Consider the following 24,301-nt stretch of genomic DNA (forward strand, 5'->3'; position numbering starts at 1 on the left):
TTGGACTTTACGGCTTCTTTTAGTTTTAGCTATTGATCAAAGGCAACGATTTTCGTTCCGTGGAGCTCTTCGACACCAAGTGCTTCTTTTATTTGTTCTCTATTTTGAGACGAGATTCCCCCTCCGGGAAGAATAATGATTCTTCCGGCTGCATAGCTGATCAATTCTTTCAGATGTGGAAGGTTCTCGTCAATTGCTGATCCGGCAGGTCCGCCATGTGTCAAAATGCGGTGTACATCATGCTCTACCAGCCAGTCGATTGCTTTGAATTGGTCTTCTTTAGTTAATGAGTCAAAAGCCATGTGAAAAGTGATTTGTAGGCCCTCTGATGTTTCGATAAGAAGTTCTAATGCTTCTTCATCTAGCCAGTTTTCTTGTGTCAAGCAACCAAAAACGACCCCATCAGTTCCAATTTTTTTTGCTTCAATCAAATCTGTATGCATGATTTTCAGTTCGATGTCATTATAGACAAAATTGCCTCCGCGAGGTCGAATCATTGTCATTACGGGAACAGAGTGTTCTCCAGCATAGTGTAAAGCTTCCTCAATTACACCTGTACTGGGGGTTGTTCCGCCAACCGCGAGATTATCACATAGCTCGATTCTACCGGCACCATTGCGAATAGCAGTAGGGATATCTGTATAATTTTCTGCACAAAATTCTTTGATCACGTCGATCACTCCTTAAATATCAGTAAGAATATCCTATTTATGAAACGTCCTTTTAGTAATGATAGGAGAAAAGCTTGTTTCTGTGCAAAGCTCAACTTGTTCGATTTCTCCATAGGCATTGTAACACATTTTCCAGTGTTGCCAAAGTAGCTTTCTCATTGTAAGATAGAGCAGAATGAAATTATTGGTATGAAAAGGAGCAGTGCATGCTTAAAAAAATTGATATAGCAAAAAAATTTTTATCTGAAAATGCATCGTCGTTTCGATGCCCTATTTGTCATAGTTCTTTTATACAAACTGACCATGCCTTGATTTGCACAGAAAAACATCGATTTGAGCTGTCGAAAAAAGGAACACTCTATTTTCTTAAGACGCATATACAGACAGAGTATGATCATCAAATGTTTGTGCATCGGCAAGCAATGATCAAAAGTGGCATGTATGAAAGTATGCTGAAAAAGCTTGTTCCTTATTTGAATGATAAAGAGCTTGTTCTTGATGTCGGCTGTGGGGAGGGAAGCTTTCTCAATGCATTATCAGAGGCGAGTACCGCAAAGAAAAAAATTGGTTTTGATATTTCAAAGGAAGGAATTTACCTTGCGACAAATCAACCAGCCAATGAAACCTTCTGGTGTGCAGCAGATTTGACGAATCTACCATTTGCAGATCGTTCAGTTGATTGTATTCTAAATATCTTTTCTCCTTCACATTATAAGGAGTTTGCTCGTGTATTGAAGCCAGGAGGACAGGTGGTAAAAATCATTCCGGAAGCGGGGTATTTGAAGGAACTTCGAGCCGCATTTTTTCCAAATGATCAGAAGAAGCAAACCTATTCGAATCAAAAGGTGATTGATAAGTTTTCTGAGTCCATGAAGGTCATCACTAATGAGCGAGTAGCGACTGTCTTTGAGATACCGGAAGCACGACGCCTTGATTTATTGGAAATGTCACCATTAGAATGGCAGGCTGATCCTAAAATCAAAGCAGAACTGCAAAGAAATCCTTTTGAAAAAATCACAGTTGACTTGCGCATGTTAGTAGGAGAGATTAGATAACGCTTACAAAAAATTAATTTGTGAAAAACTATTGCAAAGCTCTGCTATTGGTGTTATATTACATACAAGTTGTTTTTTCATTGGTTTTTATCAGGTTCCTGTTCTGATAAAAGTTAGTGAAAAGATCTTCACTAACGTAGCGACTCGCAGTGATTTAACACCGAGGCGGTACGTTTTTTTATTGCCTAATTCATCAAATAAAACAACCTTTTTTGTGTAGAAAGGAATCATAAAATGACAAATCATATCGTTCTTTTTGAACCGCAAATACCAGCCAATACTGGGAACATCGCTCGGACATGTGCTGCAACGAATTCACCCTTACATCTCATTGAGCCGTTAGGTTTTTCGACAGATGATAAGCACCTAAAAAGAGCTGGCCTGGATTACTGGCATGATGTGACTATCACGTATCATAAGGATTTGGCCGCTTTTCTGACTTTTATAGGGGATGAGCCCTTACATTTGATTACAAAGTTTGCGAATAAGGTATATAGTGATGAGAACCTTGCAGATGGTAGAAATCATTATTTCATGTTTGGTAAAGAAACGACAGGATTGCCAGAGGATTTCATGCGTGAAAATGAAGAAAAATGCTTAAGAATACCAATGAACGATGAACACGTGCGTTCGTTGAACCTGTCAAACACGGCTGCTTTAGTTGTTTATGAAGCCTTGCGGCAGCAAGCATTTCCAAATTTAGAATTGAAGCATCATTATGAGAATGATAAGTTGGATTAGTTCTTTCAGGTTAAATTCTAGTTCAAGTGATAGATAATAAAAAACCATACTAAGAATGAGTTAGCCATTCTTAGTATGGTTTTTGCTTGTTTTTAAGCGTTTAGTTCAATGCATTTTTCATTGTATCTATATAGTCAGACATGCTATCTCTATATGTTTTTAAGAAGCTGACGAGAGTATCTTTACCAACCAAAGTTTTCGTACCTAATTTTTCGTATTCTTTTTTCTGTTCCTCAAGTGAAGCTTCACTTTCCTTTTTCATGTCGGCAAATGCGGCTTCATCATACAATACAGTATCTTTAAAGACATTCTCATATTCAGTGAGATAGTTAGAAACGATTTTTTGATAGATGTCTAAATAATCTTTATACGTTTTGATTGCTTCAATTTCACCATCAGAGATATCTAATTTAGTGACACCACTTTCGGTTTTTGTTTCTTTTTCACTCGCCTTTGTTTCAGAGCTGGAACTCTTCGTTGTGCTTTCTTTAGAAGAGCTCTCTGCTTCTTTGCTGCCATCGAAATCATGGTCCGTATAACCAACGATGATCGTGTCGCCTTTTTCAGCATAATAACCAGCATCTTTTAGGTCAACATCGTCACTGCCAAAGTATTCTGCACCACAGCCGCTTTCTAACTGGTAGCAGTCGCCTTCATAAATTTTCTTTTTGTTGATCGTTGCAGCATCATCAAAGTTCTTCGTTACGAATTTTACTTTTAAACCAGCCTTTTCGAATTCTGCCTCAACCTGCTCCTGTGTTTTGAAATAAGGATCGGGAACTTTTACTTTTCCTTCAAGTACATCATCTGAGTCTTCTTTTTCGGAATCGTCAGAGGCTTCAACACCTTCTAATTTTTCAATTTTTTTACTCAATGAAGAGATATTTTTTTCCAGTTTATCGATTTTTCCTTCTAATTTAGATGTATCTGTACTGCCACAGCCAGTAAGAAAGAGACCGCATAATAAGATAACACCCAACCCAGTGATTTTTTTCATTTTATTTTCCTCCTAATATAAAAGATTAAGACAAGCCTTTGTATAAAATAGACTTTCTAATCATTTGGAACAATTTTGGCGTTCTTTTTAAAATCTTTTTTAATTGTCTCGTTACTAAAAACCTCTGAAGCGGCACTATCTTCTCCATATAGGTTGAAATACTCTTCTGTACCAATTTTTACGACGATATCTTTACTTTTGTCGGTAATGTAATATTCAAAAGCGCCTTCAGCTTTTCCGCCAACCTTGATTTTTGAGTGACTCTTTTTGTATAATTCTGCAAATGCTTCGTATCTATCAAGGACGCCTCCGCCATTTAGACTCTTTTCAGAGTTTTCATCGTCCTCTGCAACATAAATATATTTTTGAAGATCCCAATAAGAATCGATACTTTCGGTTCCCGTATTTTCTACTAGATAGGTAACAACAACAAGTCCTTCTGCTTCTGTAAATTCAGGTGCTTGCTCAACAAATGTAACATCAGTGATTGTCATGGTCAGAGAATCATCCTTAACCGCAACGTTCTTGACACCATTAGTATCATCTGATGTTTTTTCTTTTGATTTACTGTCTTTCGTTTCAGAGCTTTCCTTGGTTTTTGAGCTGTCTTTTGTTTCTTTGGTCTCTTTTTCTTTAGTAGACTTGTCTGTTTCTTCCTCAGAGGAACTTTCGGAGCTGTTCGCTGCAAGACCATTTTCACTTAGCTCATCGACTTTTTCGTGAAGTCCATCCACATTTTTGGTGATTTTATCCAGTTTTTCTTCTAATTTGGAAGTATCTGTACTACTGCAACCAGAGAGTACGATACCGCAAACGAGTACTAATCCTAAACAACCAATCTTTTTCATTTTCTAACCCCATTTCTTTATTCATACGTAATTGAACGCACTATAATTAAAGATTATCACAAGGCACTTGGTAATGTAAATGCCAGAAATTGTACGATAATAGAAAAAATATGAGAGAAATAAGAAAATTTTTCATTTATTTAAAACTAGCGAAGACATTGCGTGAGAGAAAATTGAAAGATTTTAAGTATATTTATTTTTTAAAGGTGCTTCACATGCCTTTCAAATTCCTTTTATTCGTAACTATTTTTCTCCTTCGATATAATGAAGGAAAGAATGTCAGAGGAGGAAACGAGAAATGAAGAATCAATTTGATGTGATCATTATTGGCAGTGGACCAGGAGGAATGGCAGCTGCCTATGATTTGAAAACCGCTGGAAAGAAAGTGGCTGTTGTTGAGTCAGATAAATGGGGTGGAACGTGCCCGAATCGAGGCTGTGATCCTAAGAAAATCCTCTATCATGCGATAGAAGTTCAGGAAAATATGGATCAGCTGATTGGACATGGCTATCAAGAAAAGCCGGCAATTCGTTGGGAGGATTTGATGGCTTTCAAGGAAAAATTTACTTCAGCTGTTCCCAAAGAACAACGAGATGGGCTGCGGGATTTTGAGATACAAACAATTGAAGGGCGTGCTGTTTTCAGCGATGCACATACAGTAATAGTAGAGGAAGAAAAATATACCGCAGATTCATTCATCCTCGCAACTGGTCAACGTTCAGCCATACTGGATATTCCAGGTAAGGAATACATGAAAACGAGTACTGAGTTTTTATCGATGCCTCATCTTCCAAAAAAGATGGTTTTTATTGGTGGTGGCTATATTACTTTTGAGCTGGCAAATATTGCTGCAAGCTGTGGAAGTGAGGTGCACATCATCCACCACAATGACCAGCCATTAAAGGGATTCGATTCTAAGCAAGTCGATGATGTGATTCAACATATGAAGGAGAATGGAATCATTTTCCATTTTAATGAATCGGTTATTGAAATTAGTGAGGAGGAAGAGCAGTATACTGCGAAGCTTCAATCTGGAGGAGAAATGGCTGTTGATAAGATCATCTGCGCAACAGGTAGAATCCCTAACGTAGAGGATATGGGATTGGATCAGCTCGGTGTTGCCTATGATAAGAAGGGCATCAAGGTCGATGAATATTTGCGAACAACAGTAGCAAATATCTATGGTTTAGGTGATTGTCTGGCAAAGAGCCAACCGAAGCTGACGCCCGTCTCAAGCTTTGAAGGTAGCTATCTGGGAAAATTATTAGGAAAAGGCACAACAGAAAAAATTGCCTATCCTGAAATTCCTACGATCCTTTTTGCTTCCCCTAAACTAGCTCAGGTTGGGAAAATAACTGTTGAGGAACATGAAAAGGATGCCTATGAAATAAAGGAAGTGGATATGTCAAGTTGGTTTACGTATAAGCAGCGAAACGAACCAGTAGCAAAAGCAACGATTATTAGTGACAAAGAAAGCGGGTTGCTGGTTGGGGCTTCGGTGTTAAGCAATGAGGCAGATCAATTGATCAATTTGATGACTGTGATGATCAATGAAAAAATTCCAGCTGAGCGTTTGGCAAATCAAATTATGCTGTATCCGACAGTTGCCAGTGATATCAGTTATCTGTATTAATATAGGAAAAATAAAGGAATAAAAAACGGCTGGGTGCCAAGTGCTGCCCAACCGTTTTTAAATAGTTGTTGTTAATCGTTTCTCTAGGTAATATTTTGTCGTACCTTTGAATGGTGAATCAGCTAGTTGACCAAATACAGTGTATCCATGCTTTTCATAGAAACCCTTCGCTTGGTAGTCTTGTGTGCTGATCGTGATGATTTCAGCCTGTTGTTCTTGAGCAAATTGTTCTGCCTGTATCAATAGCTTTGAGCCTAGACCATGTTTGCGGTAGTTCTTATCAATTGCAAGGAGCGAAACATGTGTGGTATTCATCCAGTTACTTGCAGTGATTCCACCGATGTATGTACCGTCTTCATAAGCAGCGAGCGAGAAATCTATTGGAATGTGTTGCGCGACGCCTGTAGCTTCGATTTGATGCGCATCCAATAGCGAAATTATCTCTTTTTCATTTGCTTCAACGGCTAGTTTTTCAAATTCAATCATTGTATCACCTCCACTTTCCAGTATAGCAAAGATGGCTGTGAATGAAAATATAGAATGCCCCTTTTACGAGTTTCCAAGGCATTAATGATTGGTTCTGCAAATTGGAGAATCACGAGAACCTGCATGGATATTTTTCATTGAAAATGATAAACTGGATAGTATTGAACATGGAAACAATGACAGTGGAGGATTACGGAAAAATGGACTTATACTTTACCAGACATGGCAAGACAGAATGGAACAAAGAGCTGCGCTTTCAAGGGATGACAGGTGATTCACCGCTGCTTCCATCAAGCTATGAAGAAATCAAAAAACTAGGGAACGAAATCAAGCATGTTCCTTTTAAAAAAATATATTCAAGTACTTCTTTACGTGCTCGAACAACTGCGCAAGGACTGAATGATGAATTGCTCCAGCCTGTTGAAATCGTTTATACGGATGATTTGAGAGAGCTGGGGTTGGGTCGATTAGAGGGGCAGCTGATTATGGAGATGCGTGAGCAGTATGAGGAACAGTTAGAGAATATGCGCTATAATCTCGCTCACTATGAGCCACAAGTGTTTGAGGGTGAAAGAATTGAATCAGCGATTGCCCGTATTTCAAGTGTTGTGAAGAAAGCTGTGACAGACGGGGAAGGTCCTTACTTGTTTGTCGGGCATGGTGCATCATTGACGGCTGCTATACAGCATCTATCAGGAAAACACTTGGCAGAGTTGAGAGAAATGGGTGGGCTTAATAATAATAGTCTGACGATTTTAAAAACAAGGGAACCGGAGAATCAATTGCCTTTTGAAATGATTTTGTGGAATGATGATTCTTTCTTGCGCTAATATTTCAAAGTAGGAGTAGGGGGTGACAGTTGAAATGATGGATGCATATGAGGAAGAAAAAAAGTATATTGCAGGTAAGTTGGAAGCAATCTTTTTTCAAAATCCCAGTAATTTTTATAAAGTACTTTTGGTTACGGTGACAGATACAAATACAGATTTTTTAGAGAAAGAAATTGTTGTTACTGGCAGCTTCGGTGATATTCAAGAGGAAGAGCCGTATCGTTTCTTTGGTGAGTTTATCGACCATCCTCGTTATGGGCGGCAATTCCAAGTAGACAGCTACAGACAAGAACGTCCGACCTCGGCCAATGGTGTCGTTGCATACCTCTCAAGTGATAAATTTCCGGGAATCGGGAAAAAAACAGCAGAGAAGATTGTGGAGGTTCTGGGGGAGGAAGCCATCGATCGAATTATTGAAGAGCCCCAGCTTCTTGAGCAAATTCCTCAATTGAATGCGAAAAAGCAAGCGCTGATTCTTGATACGATTCGCTTGAATCACGGAATGGAACAGGTAATTGTTGGTTTGAGCCGCTATGGTTTTGGCAGTCAGCTGGCATTTACTATTTATCAAACCTATAAAGAAGAAGCGCTATCTATTGTTCAGGAGAACCCATACCAGCTCGTCGAAGACATTGAGGGGATTGGTTTCAAGCGTGCAGATGGTCTGGCCGAGCAAATCGGGATACGGGCAGATGCAGATCAACGCGTTCGAGCGGCAATCGCTCATGAGATTTTTCAGCACTCTGCCCGTTCTGGAAATACGTACGTCGAAGCAGAAGTCTTGCTGAATGAAGTTGTTCAGCTTCTCGAAGCCAGCAGACCAGTGGAAATTTCTTTGGATCAGGTGGCGAATCAAATCATTCATTTAGTAGAAGAGGGGAAAATTCAGCAAGAGGAAACCAAGCTGTTTGAAAACAGTCTCTATTTTTCTGAATGGGGGATAGGTACTTCTATTCAACGGTTATTAGCGCGAAAAAAAGAAATATCTTACGACTCAGATGAGGTCAAAAAAAACATCCGGATGATTGAAAAGCAGCTGGGTATTGTTTATGGTGAGTCTCAGCAATCCGCTATTGAAGAAGCAATCAAGTCACCATTATTCATTTTAACTGGTGGGCCAGGGACCGGGAAGACGACTGTTATCAACGGAATTGTTAATCTATTTGCTGAGCTAAATGGGCTTTCATTGGATATCAAGGATTATACGCAGGAGATGTTTCCAATTCATTTGGCCGCTCCGACTGGGCGTGCCGCAAAGCGGATGAATGAAACGACGGGATTGAATGCCAGTACGATTCATCGCTTATTGGGCTTGACTGGGAGAGAAAAAAATCCGAGCATGAGTGCCAAAGAGCTTGAAGGCGGACTATTGATTGTGGACGAGATGTCAATGGTCGATACGTGGTTAGCGAATACCTTATTTAAGGCGATCCCAACGAATATGCAGGTCATTCTTGTTGGAGATAAAGATCAGTTGCCTTCTGTCGGACCGGGACAAGTGCTGCATGATTTGTTGGAAATCGAAGAAATTCCAAGTGTTGAGCTGACAGAAATCTATCGTCAGGGAGACGGATCAAGCATTATTCCGTTAGCGCATGAAATTAGACAAGGCCATCTACCTTCTGATTTTACTAAAAATCAGAAGGATCGTTCGTTTTTTCCTAGTGATATGTACCATATCGAGACCTATGTCCGTCAGATAGTGACAAAAGCGAAGCTCAAAGGGTTTACGGCACAGGATATCCAACTGTTGGCACCGATGTACCGAGGCGCTGCAGGCATCGATGCACTGAATAAGATGATGCAGGAAATTTTTAATCCGAATGATGGAACCAAAAAGGAAGTGGCTTGGAACGATACAGTTTATCGTATTGGGGATAAGGTCCTTCAACTGGTAAATACTCCTGAGTTGAATGTATTTAATGGTGATATGGGTGAAATCGTTGGAATCATTACAGCGAAAGAATCGGAAGATAAGGTAGATGAGCTGGTCCTTCAATTTGATAATAACGAGGTTAGCTATAAAAGAAACGAGTGGAACAAAATAACTCTATCGTATTGCTGCTCAATCCATAAGTCTCAGGGGAGCGAATTCAAGATGGTCATTTTACCGATGGTCAGACAGTATCATCGGATGCTGCAGAGAAATCTGCTCTATACTGCTGTGACTAGAAGCAAGGAGTTACTCATCCTTTTGGGCGAGGTCAATGCGTTTCAAGAATGTGTGAGTAGAGAATCCGCGAGTCGGAGAACTGTGCTGAAAGAGCGAATTGTTGAAGCTGGAAACATGTCTCTAACAATCCGAACACAGCTAGAAGCCTATGAAGAAGGACTGACGAATGATTCGCCATTTTCTGATGCTGATTTAGGCAGCGACAGTTTCACTGAAGCAAAGCCAAAAGTGACTGAGAAGACAATAGTCGAAGAGGAATCAGCAGAATACAATTCTGAGTCAGAACGAAAAATACAACAAGAAAAGCCGGCTGTGCAGGAAATCTCTTTGTTTGATGAAGGGCGTACTGTGACAGAAAAAATAGAGGCTGAGATGGACTGGTTGCTCACTGAGCAGAAGGTTCGTGAGCAATCGATCGATCCGATGATCGGCATGGAAAATGTTACGCCGATGGATTTCATGAGTTGAATTTCATTGGAAGAATGTGATTTTGAGGTTATTGATAGTTAAAGAAAAAGACCATTGGGCAAATAAAACATTGCCAATGGTCTTTTGTAAAAATCAATTATCCGTAAACCAAAATAGTCCTTCATGGATCGTAAAAGTGATATCCAGATTTTGTTCTCCTAAAATTTCTCCATCTGCATGGACGTACTCCGGAATTGTAGAAACAATTCGCAGTTTACTCGTCTGGTAGTGGTGGAAGTTTTTTGATTCCATATGTTTCTTTCGAGAAAGTAAATAAATCAACCAGAAAATTTTGAAGATATTGATTCGTTCGACTAAAACCAGATCGAATATTGGCTTTCTTGGATCAGCTGTAGGAGCGATAGCAACACCGCCGCCAAAGTAGGGATGGTTCGTTACTGTACAAAGAAAGGCACGACTGACCTCCATGCTTTTTCCATTGATATCCACTAGGATAGGAAATCCTTTTTGAGTAAATAAGACTTTTAGGATCGAAAAAAGATAGGAAAGAGAGCCCATGTTAAATTTATTCAATGTTTGCTTAGTCTTCGATGTATTGGCTGCCTGAACGATTGCAGCATCTAATCCGATGCCTACATTGTTTACGGCAAATCCCTTTTCATTTTGGACAGCATCCTCATATCGAATGACTTGAATTATTTGAGGCTCTTCGGCTCTCAGGATTTGTGATAATCCTTTTTCAAGCTGGCGCTCAATACCTGTTCCACGAGCAAAGTCATTGCCAGATCCGCAAGGCAGGTAACCCACAGGAATTGTTGGGTCGATTTCATATAATGCATTAACTGCACTGTGCAATGTACCATCACCACCCATGATGACTAGCAGAGGAAAAAGGTCATGTTCCTGTGCTTCTTGCCATGGAACTAAAGTTTCTACGGCAAGCTGTTGGACGATCAAGCGTTCATGTCCAGCATATTCTGTATAAAAAATGGTATGCTTAACTGAGAGCAATGCCAATTGCTTCTCTAATTTATCAGCAACTTTTTTGCCGTTCCCACTTCCGGCTTCTTTGTTGATGATGAGATATAGATGCTTCTCCATAACTACCTCCTGTACAAATGTTTATTATAACAGACTGCGAGGAGATTGTAAGTAAAAGGTGCTTGCTGTAAGGCTTTAGGATATAAAGGAGGAAAAAATGAGATCAATTGAATTTCATAAGTTTACATCAAAGGATTTTGAGGCGTATTATCGCTTAGTATCAGATGAGCGCGTTATGGCTCAAATCACGGAACGAGCGATTCCAAAATCAGAAGCAGAAGAGAACTACCAGAAGCTGCTTTTAAGAAATCAAGAAACAAGGTTTGGCTCATTCAAGGTATTGGTTAGTCAGACAGATACCTTTATTGGTTATGCACACTTGACTCCGAAAGAAGATGAGGCGGAAATCGGTTATATGTTTTTGCCGGAGTATTGGAATCAAGGGTATGGAAAAGCAACGATGCAAAAGCTGTTGGAGCTAGGTGATAGCTCAGAGTTTTCTCTACTTACAGCTATTATTGACCCTGAGAATGTCGCTTCTAGACGGTTGTTGACATCCAATGGATTTGAAACAGATTTTTTAGGTTTGATGGATGGCTTACAGACGGAAATATTGAAAAAAAGAATAAAGTAGCTGGGAGATGCGGAGATGTTCACTATAGAAAAATATCGAGAAACAGATTGGGATCAGCTACTGGAGCTGATGCTACGTGAAGGGGATGAATGGAGCGATTACACATCTGATGAGACTAGCGAGGCCTATTTTGAAGCAATCAATGCCTCAGAAACATTTGTGGCGTTTGCTGAGGATCAGCTGATTGGTTTTTGCCGCTGTCGTGTAGACGGTATATTCGGTGTCTATATCTATGATCTGTTGGTTGACAAGGCGTTTCGAGGGAAAAAGGCTGCCCAGATGCTGATGGAGCAGGTGTGTATGGCTTTTTCAGATCAAACTATTTATGTCATGTCTGATGTAGATGGTTTTTATGAAAGCAAAGGCTATCGAAAGGAAGGCAGTATTTTCGAAGTGAAAAGTACAAAATAGAATAAAAAGCCCAAAGAAGACATTTTTTGGGGGAAATGGTAGGCTTCTGAGGATGGGCTTACCATTTTTTGTTGCTATTTTATATTATTTGTATTAGTATTGATGATACAAATAATATAAAAGAAGGTGTTTGTAATGGATGAACTTATTCAATATTTGCCATACCTTTTACCTTATCTACTTGTTTCATTCAGCTTGTCGATTATTGCATTGATCCATGTGTTGAAGCATAGGAGTTTTCGGTTCGGCAATGTATGGTTTTGGGCTCTGGCTGTCTTATTGCTCCAGATTATTGGTCCAATTGGTTACTTTTTAGTTGGAAGAGGGGAAGAAGCATGAATATTTTAGAAGTCAAAAATATACGTAAGAGCTTCGGAAAAGACGAAATACTCAAGTCTGTCAGTATTCAGGTTCCGGAACATTCAATTTATGGGTTTGTTGGTGAAAATGGTGCTGGAAAAACAACAACGATGAATATTGTTCTAGGATTATTGGAGGCGACAGCAGGCGAAGTGATCGTAGATGGTAAAAAAGTAGTTTACAATAATCAAGTGACGAATAAAGAGATTGGTTACCTACCAGATGTTCCTTCCTTCTATGCTTATTATTCTGCCAGAGAATACTTGTATTTGGTTGGTCAGCTCACTGGTATTGAAAAAACAGAATTGAAGCAACGGGTAGATGAGTTGTTAGAGCTAGTCAACTTGAAAAGCGGCAAGAGAAGGATCGGCAAGTTTTCAAGGGGAATGAAGCAACGGCTTGGCTTAGCTCAAGCGCTGTTGAACCGCCCTAAATTGATTATTTGTGATGAACCAACTTCTGCCTTAGATCCTGTAGGCAGAAAAGAAGTGTTAGAGCTAATGCAATCTTTGAAGCATGAAACAACGATTCTATTTTCCAGCCATATCTTAGAGGATGTAGAGAAAATCAGCGATCAAGTTGCAATTCTTCATGAAGGAGAAATTCAATGTGCAGGTAGCATGGAGGAGATAAAGCACTTGTATCCGATGGATGGGTTTAGGATCTGTTTTGAAAAAGCAACAGAAAAGGCGGCATTCTTGCATACTTTCAGTAAGGATTGGTCGATTAAGGAAGACAATGGACAGCTCACACTTCATACCACAGATGGACAGCAAACTGGCTTACTATTGATGGCATTTTTGAATGAGCAACAGATTGTTCCAAAGATATTTACTCGATTAGAACCAACCTTGGAATCGATTTTTATGGAGGTGACAGGTGCATGAGACATCTTGTTTTATTAAAAAAAGAAGCAGTTGAAGCGTTTCGAACCTATCGCTTATTCATTATACTTACCGTTTTTGTCCTTTTTGGACTAGCCAGCTCAGTTACAGCGAAACTACTTCCAGAAATCATTCAAGCTTTAGGCGGCACCGATGGAATTGAAATTCGTTTGCCTGATCCAAGTGTTTACGATAGTTGGCTGCAATTTTTTAGCAATCATAGTCAGATGACCTTGATCATTTTTCTGATTACTTTTGGGAATGCATTAGGGAAGGAAGTGACCGGTGGCACGCTTGTCCTGTTAGTAACCAAAGGGATCAATCGAAATTCGGCGATGTTTGCGAAGGTCATTTATCAAGCGCTTCTATGGGTGGGCGGCTTACTTCTTTCCTTTGCTATCACGTATCTATACAATCTCTGGCTGTTTCCTGGGGAGACTCAAAATTTTTCTGGTTTGATTTTTCAATTGCTTCAACTAGGTGTGTTCGGTATCCTGTTTCTCTCAATTGCCAACTTGGGACAGGTGTTACTTCCGAAAGCACAAGGCGGTTTATTACTCAGCTTTGTTTTATTGATTCTTTTATTTATAGTCAATATTTTCCCGTCTCTAGCTAAAACCAATCCATTACAGCTGATCGAAGTCAGTACAGAGGGGTTAAAAAATGGCGGTTTGTTTAATGGTGATCAGTTGCCGCTGTTTCTATCATTGGGATTGAGTGTCATCTTTTTGATAATTGCCGCTTTCCGATTCAAACGTGTTTCTATTTATTAGATCAGTTGGTAAAAATAACTATAGAGAATCATATTTTTTCAGAAGATCATTGGTGACTATCAATGGTCTTTTTTTGTTATAAAGACTGTTATAGAGGGATGCTTGAGATTCGAGCTTGCGTATTTCTGCTTCTGCAAGTATGATTAGCTTGATAATTGGATGTTATTTATTTAAGTTTGAGATGAGAGGGGATCATAGGAATGTCACTAGGAAAACAATTGAAAAATCGAAGAGAACAGTTGGGCTTGACGCAGCAGGAGGTAGCCGATCAGATCCATGTTTCCAGACAAACTATTTCAAATTGGGAGGTAGGAAGGAACTATCCGGATATTCCAACGATTATTCAGTTGAGTGATTACTATGAAATCTCTTTAGATGAACTACTTAAAGGAGATGAACATCTGATGAAAAAAATGAATGAAGATGCGGAATTGCTACGAAGAATAAAGAAACGAAAGGTTTTAGATGGGCTACTGATTGGAATCATCGGGCTGCTTTTTTTACTGGGGGTGATTGATAAAATCAATTTTACGGCAAATTGGTTACCAGTTATCTTGATTGCCGTTTTATACATTTTGACCGTCGTTCGATATTTCATCATCATTCCAAAGGATGCATTGAATAGCGGGTGGCATTCTCCAATAGTTGTCCCTAAGACACTTGGAGTTGGTTGGGCATTTAATCCAAGAAATCCAATCGGGCTGTTTTTGTACGTAGTGATTTTCATTGCTTTTCTGTGGTTGATGGTTACCAGCTGGTCAGATAGAGAGTTATTTACTGGAAATTAATTGTATAGAAGAAAGGTTATTAAAAGCTACCTATTACCTCTATTGGTCTAAATCAACATAAATAAACGGAACGACTCGAAGAGCAACCGCTTCGAGTCGTTCTGCGTATTTATTTTTCTTCTTTTGGACGTGCTTCAATCCAAGCGCGATAATACTCTGTGTATTCTGTGTTCTCATTTGCTGCGCTCATCAAGTATTGTCCGATGATTTTACCGGGAATCAGATTTTTATCAACAATCTCTTTTTTTATTGTTTCGATAGATGCGTGTTCTTCTTGATCGATGACCAATAAAAACTCATAATATAGAACGGCATTGGTATCTTTTTGCCAAAGCAGAGGCTCCTCTTCGTTGCTAGTTTCAGCAGCATAGCCATAGTCGATGCGTTGTCCAGCTTCATTTAAGAGGATGCCAAGTTTTGAAGAGTCCTCCAAGAGTTGATTACTGAGATGAGGATCATCGATATCTACCTTGATGATTTGGGAAATGACAGGTTCCGCTTTAGTTGGCTTCATTTTCTGCATACTCATCAAATGAATGAGTTGTTGTTTTCGTTGCTGCAGATGTACCTGTTTTTGCTGCAAGGCTTGAATTTCTTCAGCAAGCATGGTCTCTGTTTTTTCCAACAGCTGAAATCGTTCATCAATTGTTTTACTTTCAAGGTCCTTGATTTGCTTTATTGGTGCACCCAATTTTCTGTAGAAATCAATGTCATTGATCAGAATGATGTCTTCCAGTGAGAATAAACGGTACCCATTTTCAGGATGTCGTATAGCATGGATCAGTCCTTGGTCGTCCCAATAACGAATCATTGAACTGGGAAGATGCAACAATCCAGCCACTTGATTGACAGTATAAAGTGTTTGTTCTTCCATAATTTTTCTACTCCCTCTTGACCTTCAAGTGACTTGAAGGCTTATACTTTCAATTGAATAGAGAGGTGCGACCTACTCTATTATTTAGATGACGTACGTTTGCTGACAATAGAATAGCATGAACGCACCTGAAAGGAGAGTAGACAATGAAAAATATTCAGGACTACATTCAGCAAAGACTGCAGCAATCAACGAACAAAGAAACGGTAACGGATGTTTTATTAGGTTATCAATCGTCTGTCATCATTCATTTTATCACATGGAAAGAGCTTTTGAGCAATCCGGCTGCGAACATTGAAAAAGTCAAAAGGATAATGTCAAAGCATAAGGTAAAATTGATCATAAATGGGAATCTTAATGACAGACTGATTCAACTGTTTATGGGCGTTGCGGTCAAGCTGAAAAAGGTTTTTTCAATTGTTGTTTTGGATGGTTTTCGATCATTGAAAAGAGAGATGAAAAATAGTGGTCATATTGCGATCCTTTTGATAGATCCAGATGGAGAGCTTCATGATTGAGCTTATCGAAAAACAGGAGCTGTGTCAGAGTGAGGAGCGACTTTTAGTAGAGAAAAAAATAGTAAAGACTCTGGAATGGTTAGTCATTCGAAAGGATTTCTGGCATCTGTCTCAGGCGGAAATATTACTGCACGCTAAAGTTAGCAAACAAGATTTTTTAGGATGGTATAGGAATAAATATGACTTTTTAGATGGAATCAATCAAAGCTATCTGGCTACATTATTGAAAGATATTCCCAATGTTCTTGTGCGAAAGGACTATACTTGTTTCTTTCAGAGTATATCAAAGCTGATAAACATGGAATCAGCAACCGTACTTTCGTTACTTTTTTCAATCAATCGGGGGAAGCCGTTACCAAGCTTTTATACACTGGAAAAGAGAATAACCGATGTGTTTGTCAAAAGGACAGAACATTCACCGCTACTGACTGCCAGCTCAGCTACAAAAACAGTAGGGTATCTTTTGAGCGAAAGCTTAGCTACTGCAGCTGTAACAAAGGATTTTAGCGGCATTCGTTTATTAGTAGAGGCATTGAACGCATTGGTCTAAAATCGGTTGTTTATGCTTAATCAGTAGACTCAGTATCATCAGCCAAACATTCAGCATGAAAATCAATTTTTCTGATGGATTAAAAACAAAAGAAGATAAAATGGAATTTTCTTTAAGAAAGTATTTGACAATCTAAAAGAAGTTCTATAAAATACTAATCAACACTTAATAAAACATCTGTTGACGAGAAGAGTAAGCTTGGTTTATCTTTTTAGAGAGTCTCTGGTTGGTGAAAAGAGATAAGATAGAAAGGCTGAAGATGGTCTCTGAGGAAAAGTTGTTGATAGGTAAGCAACTTCGGGCGGCACCCGTTATCCATGCAGCAAGTTAAAACATGACTTGAGTAGAGAGAAGCAAGTGATTTGCTTCAAAAAAAGGTGGTACCGCGACTATTTCGCCCTTTTACTGATGAATCAGTAGAAGGGCTTTTTGTTTGTCTGAATAGGACAAGCGACGAAAATAAATCAAAGAATAACGCGTAGAGATGGAAAGTACATACGAAAAGCATCAGACAGAGAGCCTGTGAAAGCTGAGAACAGGCGGTGAAGGACGTATGGAAAATGGCCATTGAGCAGCGCTCCGAGTGGAGAAATCCATAAGGCGGCGACGGGGGCACCCGTTATCGTGCTAGAGTATAAACAGCGATTTAGCTGTCGTACTTGATAAGTGTATTTATGTGAATAAATACTGAAGTGAGGTGGTAACACGCAGAAGGCGTCCTCAAGTGTACAAATTTTTGTGCATTTGAGGATGCCTTTTTCTATTGAAAAAGCGCAACAAACAGTCAACAGTGAGCGGTGTATACGAACAGCTCTTGAATAAATCGTGGGGTGAAGAAATATGATCGAGTTAAAACAAGTAAATGTGACGTTTCAGGAAAAGCAAAAAAAGATAGAGGCAGTGAAGGATGTTTCTCTGACTGTCGAGAAAGGTGACGTATTCGGAATCGTTGGCTACTCTGGTGCGGGGAAAAGTACGTTGGTTCGTGTGATCAACTTGCTCCAACGGCCAAGTGGTGGTGAGGTCATTATCAATGGTCGAAATCTGCTAAGTTTTTCAGCAAAGCAATTGCGAGAGCAACGTAAAAAAATTGGCATGATCTTTCAACACTTCAATCTGATGAATGAACGAACAGTCTTTGACAATGTAGATTTTTCCCTGAAATATTCTGGGTTAAAAAAAGAAGAACGAAAGGGGAAAATCGAGAAGTTGCTGCAGCTGGTTGGGTTAGAGGAAAAACAGGAAGCCTATCCTAGCCAGCTGTCCGGTGGGCAGAAGCAGCGGGTAGCAATTGCCAGAGCCTTGGCAAATGATCCGGAAATATTGCTGTGTGATGAAGCGACCAGCGCGCTTGATCCAAAGACGACCAACCAAATCTTGGATCTGTTGAAAAAACTGAATCGAGAGTTGGGTCTGACGATTGTTTTGATTACTCATGAAATGCAGGTAGTCAAAGCAGTTTGTAACCGAGTTGCTGTGATGGAAGATGGAAAAGTCATTGAAGAAAACAATATTGTTGCAGTATTCAGCGATCCACAAAAAGAATTGACCAAAGACTTTATTCGGACGGCCGCTCATATCGATCAAGCGTTGGAAACGATTCTTGAACATCCGACACTAACGAATTTAACCGAGCATGAGGAGCTAGTGGAATTATCCTATGTGGGAGAGCAAACGAGTGAACCGTTGATTGCACAGCTATTCAGCAATTATCAAGTCGTAACAAACATCTTGTATGGGAATGTAGAAATTGTACAGCAAGTGCCTATCGGCCGTTTAATCGTCGTTCTTTCAGGAGAAGAAACACAACGGGAAAAAGCTAGAGCTTACCTCCTAGAACAACAAGTAAAGGTCACTATATTAAAACACGTACAAGAAAATCAAGTAGAACGAGCATTTCGGGTGATTTAAAAACAGGAAGAATAATCCGAAGTACCAAATTATAGAAAATAATAAAGGAGTAGTACACATATGCAAAAATTTTTAGAAACAACCTTTCCTAACGTTCTTCAGTTGAAACAAGAATTTATCGACAGTACATTGGAAACACTCTATATGGTTTTCTGGACAGCGTTGGGCGCAGGAATTTTAGGTATCCTCTTAGGCGTTATTCTAGTGACAACAGCACCTAAAGGAATATTTGCCAATCAAGCACTGTACAGCGTTTTAGAAAAGATCATCAATGTCTGCCGGTCTATTCCATTTATTATAATGCTAGCATTGATTCAACCAATCACACGTTTTCTAGCAGGAACAACGATTGGTACAACTGCTGCATTAGTACCACTAATCGTTGGGGTAACACCATTTTTTGCCAGACAGATAGAAAATGCTTTGTTGGAGGTCGATCAGGGCATCATTGAAGCGGCAGAAGCGATGGGAACGAGTCCTTTGGGGATTGTTTTCAGGGTTTATCTAGTTGAAGGTTTACCTAGTATTATCAGAGTTTCTGCAGTAACAGTAATCAATCTTATTGGTTTGACAGCTATGGCGGGAGCAATTGGGGCTGGCGGCCTCGGAAACTTGGCAATCACAAGAGGCTATAATCGATTTCAGACAGATGTTACGATTGCAGCCACAGCAATTATTTTAATTCTGGTTTTTCTAAGCCAATTTATCAGTAATCAATTAATCAAGCGAACATCTCATTAATTTAAAGAAAAGAGGAAAATAATATGAAAAAGACAGTGAAAATTTTAGCAGCAGTTGCATTAGCAGGATTGGTATTGGCGGGCTGTTCATCTGGAAGTGCAAAAAGTAATAAAACAGAAACAGTCAAATTAGGTGTTGTCGGAGCGAATAATGAGGTCTGGGAATCGGTAAAAGATCGCCTGAAGGATGAGGATATCAATTTAGAAATCATCGAATTCTCTGATTATACGCAACCAAATGCAGCCTTAGCTGAAAAGGAAATCGATTTAAACTCCTTCCAGCATCAGATATTTTTAGATAACTACAATACTGAGCATAAAACTGATCTCGTCTCCATTGGGAATACGGTCAGCGCACCATTAGGAATTTATTCAGACAAAATCAAAGATGTCAAAGAGCTTGAGGATGGAGCTGAAATCGCTATACCAAATGATACAACAAATGGAGGACGGGCATTGTTATTACTCCAAAGTGCTGGACTGATCAAGGTAGACCCTGAGAAACAGCAAATACCAACAGTCAACGATATCACAGAAAACAAACAGAACTTAAAAATCACTGAATTGGATGCAGCTCAAACTGCGCGAGCATTACAAGATGTAGCTGCTTCAGTCATCAATAGTGGAATGGCTGTAGATGCCGGCTTTGTTCCAACTGAGGATGCCATTTACTTGGAGCCAGTCGATGAAAAATCCAAGCCTTATGTTAACATCATTGTTGCAAGAAAAGAAGATGAAGAAAATGAGCTTTATCAAAAAGTCGTTGATGCTTATCAACAGGAGGAAACAAAGAAGGTTATCGAAGAGACATCAAAAGGATCAAGTGTTCCAGCATGGGAAACATTTGGACGTAACTAATCACAAATCAGGAGGAATCAGACAATGAGTATAGCTGTAGAAAAAAGTATCAGAGAAGATGTGTTAGCAGGAAAAGAAGAGGTCATTGCGTTACGCAGACATTTTCATCAATATCCGGAAGCAAGCCTGAAAGAATATGAAACAATCAAGAAAATAAAAGAAGAGCTGACTAAATTGGCTATCCCTTATGTAGCAGTTGGTGAAACAGGTGTGCTGGGCACAATCGAAGGAAATAAACCGGGAAAAACAATTTTGCTTCGTGCGGATATTGATGCATTGGAGCTAGAAGATCGAACAGGTAAAGAATATCAATCTAAAAATCCGGGCTTGAATCATGCCTGCGGACATGATGGGCATGCGGCCGCATTGTTAGGTGCTGCCAAAATTTTGAAGAGTCGTCAAGCGGATTTTTCGGGAAAAATTCTGTTGGCATTTCAACCTGCGGAAGAAATCGGTGCAGGGGCCTGTCAATTTGTGGATGGGGGATTTGTAGAAAATGTCGATCGAGTATTTGGGATTCATTTAGATTCTAGTGTAGAGGTTGGCAAGCTTGTCGCAACGCCGGGACCTACAAATGCGTCATGTGATATTTTCAAGATTGAAGTGGAAGGGTTCAGTAGCCATGTAGCTCAGCCAGATGTGGGACGAGATGCTGCATTAGCAGCAGCAAGTATTGTTGTGGAGTTACAAAAAATTGTGGCGCGTGAGGTTTCTCCGTTGGATACAGTAGTAGTCGGAATCGGTGTGATCAAAGCCGGGACGCGATACAATATTGTTGCAAGCCATGCAGAAATCGAAGGAACGGTGCGAACGTTTAGCCATGAAACACGGGCCTTTGTTTTGAAGCGTGTGGAGGAAATAGCCAATCAAATTGCTGAGGCTCATCGTACAAAGATTTCTAATTTCTCTGTTTATGATGCAGCAGGTCCATTGATTAATGAAGAAGAATCGACAGAGCTCGCGCAACTTGTGGCGGCTGATATCGTTGGAGCAGAAAATGTGATCAAGGCTCATCCGAAAAGTCTTGGAGCAGATGATTTTGCTGATTTCCTGAGTAAAGCACCGGGCGTTTATGGTCGTGTGGGTACGCGTAATTTAAAAAATGAAGACACACAGTTTGGCCATCATCATGAGCAATTTGATATTGATGAGGATGGGTTAGCGTATGCAACAGAGTACCATGTGCAATACGCGCTGCGCTATCTTTCGGAATAGAAAATGAAAAATCAGCCGCTACCCCTTGTTGCTTGGGTAGCGACTGATTTTTTATTCTTTGATGACCAGCACATTACATGGCGCATTTTGGACAACGTAATTGGTTGTGGTACCAATGGCATTTTCTGTAAGACGACCTTTTCCGGTAGCACCAATAACGATCAAATCAACATTTTCTTCCGTTGGGACAGAGGAAGAAATGTATTCTTTGGGATTTCCGATTTCAACGATTGGCTTGACTGCTGTCAGTCCTTGATCAATTGCATAATCGACATGATCCTCCATTTCTTTTCTGACCAGTTCTTTTTCTTCTGCTAGAACCTTTGAAAAGGCGAAAGAGCTATGACTGATGGCATTTTCATCAATAATTGATAGGATATACAGCTCGGCGTCATTTTTTACAGCAAGTGCAACGGCATGTCTCAAAGCTAGCTCGGCATTTTTCGATCCATCAACGGCGACTAAAATTTTTTCATACATATTCATGGTGAGATTCATCTCCTTCTGATCCATTCAAAATTTTCACAAATCAAACGACTGTAAGAAAGCTATTGCTTGAGAACATCAAACGCAAATGTAACCCTTTTCTTCTTTTGTACAAATCAAGTATAGCATGAAAAAAACAGAATGAGGAAATGAAACCTATCAGCCAGTACGAAAAAAAGGTTGATAGATGGGACTTTTTTTGATAATAAAAAAACTTAAAGTAATAGGTAATTTTAGCGGAACCGATAGAAGGATCGGTCTGGGACATAATTAAATTCCCAGATTTTTAGTACTTTTGAAACCGAATAAATGGTGTTCCAGTCTCTTTGTGTTTCGAGAATTTCAATGAAGTAAGAATCGTAAACACAAAAGCAACTTCTCTACGTGTTGCTCTGCATACAGTTTCACTAAAAAAATTGAAAGTGGAACTAGCATTCATAGGACCTAAGCTGTGCCGAGTAATCGCAGGCTACATCTTGAAAATAGACCGAATAATCCCAAAATAGCTCTTCCTATTTTTGAGATTATTCGGTCTATTTCTCGGGAAATGAACACTATTTTCAAAGCTTAGGTGTTATTTTTTAGTATATCCTTGTGCTTCGAAATCTGCTACGGTTTGCTCGAAGCTAATATTAGTTGAGTCAGAGCCTACAATAAGAGAACTGATTGCCGCATTATCTGCTTTTTTCAAGTCTAAAGACATTTCGATACGGAGCGCGTCTTCTGTAAAGGTTGTTTTTAGGGAAGTTCCTTCACCGCCATCGTATTCACCATACTGTGAAGTGATTTGTTCGTTTATTTGTTCTTTCATTTCATCTGTAAGCTCATCTTCAACACCAAAATAAGAGAGTGGATATTCCATTGTTTGATCTACTTTTGTTAGCTTATCTCCTACATGTGTGAATGTGGCTTCATGGTTCATTTCATCTTGATTCATTACATATGTTGCTGTTTCTGACTTACTGTTTGAGCTGCTGCAAGCTGCTAATCCAAAAGTAATAATCAGTGTAACAACCCCCAATAATAGTCCATTCTTTTTCATTTTTTTCTCCTTTGAATTTTTTCTCAAATTGACTATCCAGCTGAACATCTGTAAAATAATCAATTTGGAGGCACTTATGAATAATTTATTATCAAGTAATACAAAAGAAACCATTCAGGCTACGTTGTTGAAGCTTTTAGTTGATCGGCCAATAGAGCAGATTACTGTGACACAAATTGCTGCGCAAACATTTATCAGCCGTGTTCATTTTTATAATTGCTTTACTGATAAATATGATGTTTTAGAAACAATCAAGCAACAGTTTTTGTTGTCATTTAAACTAATTCTTGCTGAGAATACAGATTATTTGAAAAATTATAAATCATATTCAGATGCCAAGACACGTGAGTTGTTGTATCTGAATGCGTTGAAAAATATCAACTATATAAAGAAGCACCATATACATATCCAACTCTTGATAAAAAATGACCCAGTGTTTTTAGAAGAGTTTTATACTAGCTACTATGAACATTTCTTAACAGCTGTTCCTCAAGAGCTGACAGCTGAAGAGCATTTGATAGTGATCCATTATATGACACGGGGGATTTTTCATGCCGTGTTTGAAGTTTGGCTGGCTGATCAGTGTCAAGAAACTCCTGAAAAAGTAGCAGCTGACGTTATTGATTTGCTTATGGTATCCTTCAAAAATATTTGTGAAAAGACAACAAATAATCGGCGTTGAATTGGTCTCATGCATTACCTTCATTAGCATATCATACTGCTATTACCAATACAGTTTACAAATGATGTGAGAGTGTAAAGAGTTCCTGCTTTCTGCTTGATTCTGCATAATTTTCAAGAAGATTTTTCAGTCGTAAATATAGCGGAAATAGTAATACAAGTAGTGTAACCAGAGGAAAAAGGTTGGGACAGAAGCGGTTAGCTTCAAGCACCAAAAGTAGGTACTTTTCATCATCTGTTCTGCTCAAAAGAGCAATCACTGTGATTCTAAGCAATAAGGCGGAATTTACGAAAATGACAAGAGAAACACGGGATGTTCCATTCCGATGTTGATTGATTCCTACTTGGTGCCTCATCACAAATTTTTGTTGACCAAGTAGGTGTTGTTCATCATCTATTTTGCGTACAAACTAGTGATTCTCAACAATTTTGGCTTATTGTCGAAGAGCCTTGAAACACAGTGGTTTACCACTGATGCATTCTCGCTTGTGGCTCGTCGCAGTTTAGGGCCTACGAGTATTGAGCGGACATCGACGCAGTTCGCTGCTAGTAGTTGCTTCTGACCCACCATTTATTCGGATTTAGGCATGCTAAAAGTCCGAGAAATTATTTATGTCCTGGACTCTTTTTCTATTTGATGCAGATAAGGTATCCGAAAAATATCTCCAATAA

Annotated in this window: 26 protein-coding genes and 2 other annotated features; of the genes, 18 read left to right on the forward strand and 8 right to left on the reverse strand. The window is 39.3% G+C overall.

Going from position 1 to position 24,301, the window contains the following annotated elements; translation table 11 throughout:
- Positions 1-29: 29 nt before the first annotated feature.
- On the reverse strand, positions 30-671 hold the full coding sequence (locus A5888_RS19675; protein WP_086349149.1) for a copper homeostasis protein CutC: 642 nt from the start codon (positions 669-671) through the stop codon (positions 30-32).
- A gap of 206 nt (positions 672-877) precedes the next feature.
- Between A5888_RS19675 and A5888_RS19680 the strand changes: the two genes are divergently transcribed.
- Together A5888_RS19680 and trmL are read left to right on the forward strand one after the other, a co-directional pair.
- Complete coding sequence (locus A5888_RS19680) at positions 878-1,726, forward strand: methyltransferase domain-containing protein (protein ID WP_086349150.1); 849 nt, start codon at positions 878-880, stop codon at positions 1,724-1,726.
- A gap of 234 nt (positions 1,727-1,960) precedes the next feature.
- On the forward strand, positions 1,961-2,467 hold the full coding sequence (gene trmL / locus A5888_RS19685) for a tRNA (uridine(34)/cytosine(34)/5-carboxymethylaminomethyluridine(34)-2'-O)-methyltransferase TrmL (protein ID WP_086349151.1): 507 nt from the start codon (positions 1,961-1,963) through the stop codon (positions 2,465-2,467).
- A 100-nt stretch (positions 2,468-2,567) separates the two neighbouring features.
- Here trmL and A5888_RS19690 read toward each other — a convergent pair whose 3' ends face one another.
- Both A5888_RS19690 and A5888_RS19695 read right to left on the reverse strand, forming a co-directional pair.
- Positions 2,568-3,464 (reverse strand): hypothetical protein, encoded by an 897-nt coding sequence (locus A5888_RS19690; protein WP_086349152.1) that lies wholly within the window; start codon positions 3,462-3,464, stop codon positions 2,568-2,570.
- A gap of 56 nt (positions 3,465-3,520) precedes the next feature.
- A complete protein-coding gene (locus tag A5888_RS19695) occupies positions 3,521-4,312 on the reverse strand; it encodes a hypothetical protein (protein WP_086349153.1) in 792 nt (263 codons plus the stop codon).
- A gap of 298 nt (positions 4,313-4,610) precedes the next feature.
- On the opposite strand from A5888_RS19695, the gene A5888_RS19700 reads away from it, so the two are divergent.
- Positions 4,611-5,945 (forward strand): dihydrolipoyl dehydrogenase family protein, encoded by a 1,335-nt coding sequence (locus A5888_RS19700; RefSeq protein WP_086349155.1) that lies wholly within the window; start codon positions 4,611-4,613, stop codon positions 5,943-5,945.
- A gap of 57 nt (positions 5,946-6,002) precedes the next feature.
- Here the strand turns inward: A5888_RS19700 and A5888_RS19705 are convergent, their stop codons facing one another.
- Complete coding sequence (locus A5888_RS19705) at positions 6,003-6,431, reverse strand: GNAT family N-acetyltransferase (RefSeq protein WP_086349156.1); 429 nt, start codon at positions 6,429-6,431, stop codon at positions 6,003-6,005.
- 200 nt (positions 6,432-6,631) lie between these two features.
- Between A5888_RS19705 and A5888_RS19710 the strand changes: the two genes are divergently transcribed.
- Both A5888_RS19710 and A5888_RS19715 read left to right on the forward strand, forming a co-directional pair.
- The gene (locus tag A5888_RS19710; RefSeq protein WP_086349412.1) at positions 6,632-7,261 is read left to right on the forward strand and encodes a histidine phosphatase family protein; all 630 of its coding nucleotides are present in this window, start codon (positions 6,632-6,634) and stop codon (positions 7,259-7,261) included.
- A 34-nt stretch (positions 7,262-7,295) separates the two neighbouring features.
- Positions 7,296-9,902: an ATP-dependent RecD-like DNA helicase gene (locus A5888_RS19715; RefSeq protein WP_086349413.1), complete on the forward strand. Its 2,607-nt coding sequence runs from the start codon at positions 7,296-7,298 to the stop codon at positions 9,900-9,902.
- 93 nt (positions 9,903-9,995) lie between these two features.
- Here the strand turns inward: A5888_RS19715 and A5888_RS19720 are convergent, their stop codons facing one another.
- Positions 9,996-10,964, reverse strand: coding sequence for a diacylglycerol/lipid kinase family protein (locus A5888_RS19720; protein ID WP_086349157.1), 969 nt, complete (start codon positions 10,962-10,964; stop codon positions 9,996-9,998).
- 97 nt (positions 10,965-11,061) lie between these two features.
- Between A5888_RS19720 and A5888_RS19725 the strand changes: the two genes are divergently transcribed.
- From A5888_RS19725 to A5888_RS19750, 6 genes are all read left to right on the forward strand, one after another.
- A complete protein-coding gene (locus A5888_RS19725) occupies positions 11,062-11,538 on the forward strand; it encodes a GNAT family N-acetyltransferase (protein WP_086349158.1) in 477 nt (158 codons plus the stop codon).
- Positions 11,539-11,553: 15 nt separating this feature from the next.
- Positions 11,554-11,949 carry a GNAT family N-acetyltransferase gene (locus tag A5888_RS19730; protein ID WP_086349159.1) on the forward strand — a complete coding sequence of 132 codons (396 nt, stop codon included), beginning with the start codon at positions 11,554-11,556 and terminating at the stop codon, positions 11,947-11,949.
- Positions 11,950-12,084: 135 nt separating this feature from the next.
- Complete coding sequence (locus A5888_RS19735) at positions 12,085-12,288, forward strand: PLD nuclease N-terminal domain-containing protein (protein WP_086349160.1); 204 nt, start codon at positions 12,085-12,087, stop codon at positions 12,286-12,288.
- On the forward strand, positions 12,285-13,196 hold the full coding sequence (locus A5888_RS19740) for an ABC transporter ATP-binding protein (protein WP_086349161.1): 912 nt from the start codon (positions 12,285-12,287) through the stop codon (positions 13,194-13,196). Before A5888_RS19735 ends, A5888_RS19740 begins: the two co-directional genes overlap by 4 nt.
- Positions 13,193-13,966 (forward strand): hypothetical protein, encoded by a 774-nt coding sequence (locus tag A5888_RS19745; protein WP_086349162.1) that lies wholly within the window; start codon positions 13,193-13,195, stop codon positions 13,964-13,966. Before A5888_RS19740 ends, A5888_RS19745 begins: the two co-directional genes overlap by 4 nt.
- Before the next feature lie 200 nt (positions 13,967-14,166).
- Positions 14,167-14,754 carry a helix-turn-helix domain-containing protein gene (locus tag A5888_RS19750; RefSeq protein ID WP_086349163.1) on the forward strand — a complete coding sequence of 196 codons (588 nt, stop codon included), beginning with the start codon at positions 14,167-14,169 and terminating at the stop codon, positions 14,752-14,754.
- Positions 14,755-14,863: 109 nt separating this feature from the next.
- Here A5888_RS19750 and A5888_RS19755 read toward each other — a convergent pair whose 3' ends face one another.
- Entirely contained in the window at positions 14,864-15,628 is a 765-nt protein-coding gene (locus A5888_RS19755) for a MerR family transcriptional regulator (protein ID WP_086349164.1), read from the reverse strand.
- Positions 15,629-15,774: 146 nt separating this feature from the next.
- Between A5888_RS19755 and A5888_RS19760 the strand changes: the two genes are divergently transcribed.
- From A5888_RS19760 to A5888_RS19785, 6 genes are all read left to right on the forward strand, one after another.
- The gene (locus tag A5888_RS19760) at positions 15,775-16,146 is read left to right on the forward strand and encodes a hypothetical protein (protein WP_086349165.1); all 372 of its coding nucleotides are present in this window, start codon (positions 15,775-15,777) and stop codon (positions 16,144-16,146) included.
- Positions 16,139-16,696 carry a hypothetical protein gene (locus A5888_RS19765; protein WP_086349166.1) on the forward strand — a complete coding sequence of 186 codons (558 nt, stop codon included), beginning with the start codon at positions 16,139-16,141 and terminating at the stop codon, positions 16,694-16,696. Before A5888_RS19760 ends, A5888_RS19765 begins: the two co-directional genes overlap by 8 nt.
- Before the next feature lie 171 nt (positions 16,697-16,867).
- Positions 16,868-17,101: a binding site (T-box leader), on the forward strand.
- A 65-nt stretch (positions 17,102-17,166) separates the two neighbouring features.
- Positions 17,167-17,421: a binding site (T-box leader), on the forward strand.
- A gap of 115 nt (positions 17,422-17,536) precedes the next feature.
- Positions 17,537-18,607 carry a methionine ABC transporter ATP-binding protein gene (locus A5888_RS19770; RefSeq protein WP_086349167.1) on the forward strand — a complete coding sequence of 357 codons (1,071 nt, stop codon included), beginning with the start codon at positions 17,537-17,539 and terminating at the stop codon, positions 18,605-18,607.
- 60 nt (positions 18,608-18,667) lie between these two features.
- Positions 18,668-19,348, forward strand: coding sequence for a methionine ABC transporter permease (locus A5888_RS19775; RefSeq protein ID WP_086349168.1), 681 nt, complete (start codon positions 18,668-18,670; stop codon positions 19,346-19,348).
- Between the two features lie 23 nt (positions 19,349-19,371).
- On the forward strand, positions 19,372-20,205 hold the full coding sequence (locus A5888_RS19780) for a MetQ/NlpA family ABC transporter substrate-binding protein (RefSeq protein ID WP_086349169.1): 834 nt from the start codon (positions 19,372-19,374) through the stop codon (positions 20,203-20,205).
- Positions 20,206-20,229: 24 nt separating this feature from the next.
- Entirely contained in the window at positions 20,230-21,420 is a 1,191-nt protein-coding gene (locus tag A5888_RS19785; protein WP_086349170.1) for an amidohydrolase, read from the forward strand.
- Between the two features lie 51 nt (positions 21,421-21,471).
- On the opposite strand, the gene A5888_RS19790 is transcribed toward A5888_RS19785, so the two are convergent.
- Both A5888_RS19790 and A5888_RS19795 read right to left on the reverse strand, forming a co-directional pair.
- Positions 21,472-21,906, reverse strand: coding sequence for a universal stress protein (locus tag A5888_RS19790; protein ID WP_249274472.1), 435 nt, complete (start codon positions 21,904-21,906; stop codon positions 21,472-21,474).
- Positions 21,907-22,480: 574 nt separating this feature from the next.
- Positions 22,481-22,948, reverse strand: a complete 468-nt coding sequence (locus A5888_RS19795) for a DUF1307 domain-containing protein (RefSeq protein WP_086349171.1) — start codon at positions 22,946-22,948, stop codon at positions 22,481-22,483.
- A gap of 76 nt (positions 22,949-23,024) precedes the next feature.
- On the opposite strand from A5888_RS19795, the gene A5888_RS19800 reads away from it, so the two are divergent.
- Positions 23,025-23,630, forward strand: coding sequence for a TetR/AcrR family transcriptional regulator (locus A5888_RS19800; RefSeq protein ID WP_339101791.1), 606 nt, complete (start codon positions 23,025-23,027; stop codon positions 23,628-23,630).
- The last annotated feature ends 671 nt before the right edge of the window (positions 23,631-24,301 follow it).

Source organism: Enterococcus sp. 9E7_DIV0242, from assembly GCF_002140975.2.
Lineage (GTDB): Bacteria > Bacillota > Bacilli > Lactobacillales > Enterococcaceae > Enterococcus_L > Enterococcus_L clewellii.

Coding starts and splice junctions, on each gene's coding strand:
- A5888_RS19680 (WP_086349150.1), top strand. CDS start 878: ATGCTTAAAAAAATTGATATAGCAAAAAAATTTTTATCTGAAAATGCA.
- trmL (WP_086349151.1), top strand. CDS start 1,961: ATGACAAATCATATCGTTCTTTTTGAACCGCAAATACCAGCCAATACT.
- A5888_RS19690 (WP_086349152.1), bottom strand. CDS start 3,464: ATGAAAAAAATCACTGGGTTGGGTGTTATCTTATTATGCGGTCTCTTT.
- A5888_RS19695 (WP_086349153.1), bottom strand. CDS start 4,312: ATGAAAAAGATTGGTTGTTTAGGATTAGTACTCGTTTGCGGTATCGTA.
- A5888_RS19700 (WP_086349155.1), top strand. CDS start 4,611: ATGAAGAATCAATTTGATGTGATCATTATTGGCAGTGGACCAGGAGGA.
- A5888_RS19705 (WP_086349156.1), bottom strand. CDS start 6,431: ATGATTGAATTTGAAAAACTAGCCGTTGAAGCAAATGAAAAAGAGATA.
- A5888_RS19710 (WP_086349412.1), top strand. CDS start 6,632: ATGGACTTATACTTTACCAGACATGGCAAGACAGAATGGAACAAAGAG.
- A5888_RS19715 (WP_086349413.1), top strand. CDS start 7,296: ATGATGGATGCATATGAGGAAGAAAAAAAGTATATTGCAGGTAAGTTG.
- A5888_RS19720 (WP_086349157.1), bottom strand. CDS start 10,964: ATGGAGAAGCATCTATATCTCATCATCAACAAAGAAGCCGGAAGTGGG.
- A5888_RS19725 (WP_086349158.1), top strand. CDS start 11,062: ATGAGATCAATTGAATTTCATAAGTTTACATCAAAGGATTTTGAGGCG.
- A5888_RS19730 (WP_086349159.1), top strand. CDS start 11,554: ATGTTCACTATAGAAAAATATCGAGAAACAGATTGGGATCAGCTACTG.
- A5888_RS19735 (WP_086349160.1), top strand. CDS start 12,085: ATGGATGAACTTATTCAATATTTGCCATACCTTTTACCTTATCTACTT.
- A5888_RS19740 (WP_086349161.1), top strand. CDS start 12,285: ATGAATATTTTAGAAGTCAAAAATATACGTAAGAGCTTCGGAAAAGAC.
- A5888_RS19745 (WP_086349162.1), top strand. CDS start 13,193: ATGAGACATCTTGTTTTATTAAAAAAAGAAGCAGTTGAAGCGTTTCGA.
- A5888_RS19750 (WP_086349163.1), top strand. CDS start 14,167: ATGTCACTAGGAAAACAATTGAAAAATCGAAGAGAACAGTTGGGCTTG.
- A5888_RS19755 (WP_086349164.1), bottom strand. CDS start 15,628: ATGGAAGAACAAACACTTTATACTGTCAATCAAGTGGCTGGATTGTTG.
- A5888_RS19760 (WP_086349165.1), top strand. CDS start 15,775: ATGAAAAATATTCAGGACTACATTCAGCAAAGACTGCAGCAATCAACG.
- A5888_RS19765 (WP_086349166.1), top strand. CDS start 16,139: ATGATTGAGCTTATCGAAAAACAGGAGCTGTGTCAGAGTGAGGAGCGA.
- A5888_RS19770 (WP_086349167.1), top strand. CDS start 17,537: ATGATCGAGTTAAAACAAGTAAATGTGACGTTTCAGGAAAAGCAAAAA.
- A5888_RS19775 (WP_086349168.1), top strand. CDS start 18,668: ATGCAAAAATTTTTAGAAACAACCTTTCCTAACGTTCTTCAGTTGAAA.
- A5888_RS19780 (WP_086349169.1), top strand. CDS start 19,372: ATGAAAAAGACAGTGAAAATTTTAGCAGCAGTTGCATTAGCAGGATTG.
- A5888_RS19785 (WP_086349170.1), top strand. CDS start 20,230: ATGAGTATAGCTGTAGAAAAAAGTATCAGAGAAGATGTGTTAGCAGGA.
- A5888_RS19790 (WP_249274472.1), bottom strand. CDS start 21,906: ATGAATATGTATGAAAAAATTTTAGTCGCCGTTGATGGATCGAAAAAT.
- A5888_RS19795 (WP_086349171.1), bottom strand. CDS start 22,948: ATGAAAAAGAATGGACTATTATTGGGGGTTGTTACACTGATTATTACT.
- A5888_RS19800 (WP_339101791.1), top strand. CDS start 23,025: ATGAATAATTTATTATCAAGTAATACAAAAGAAACCATTCAGGCTACG.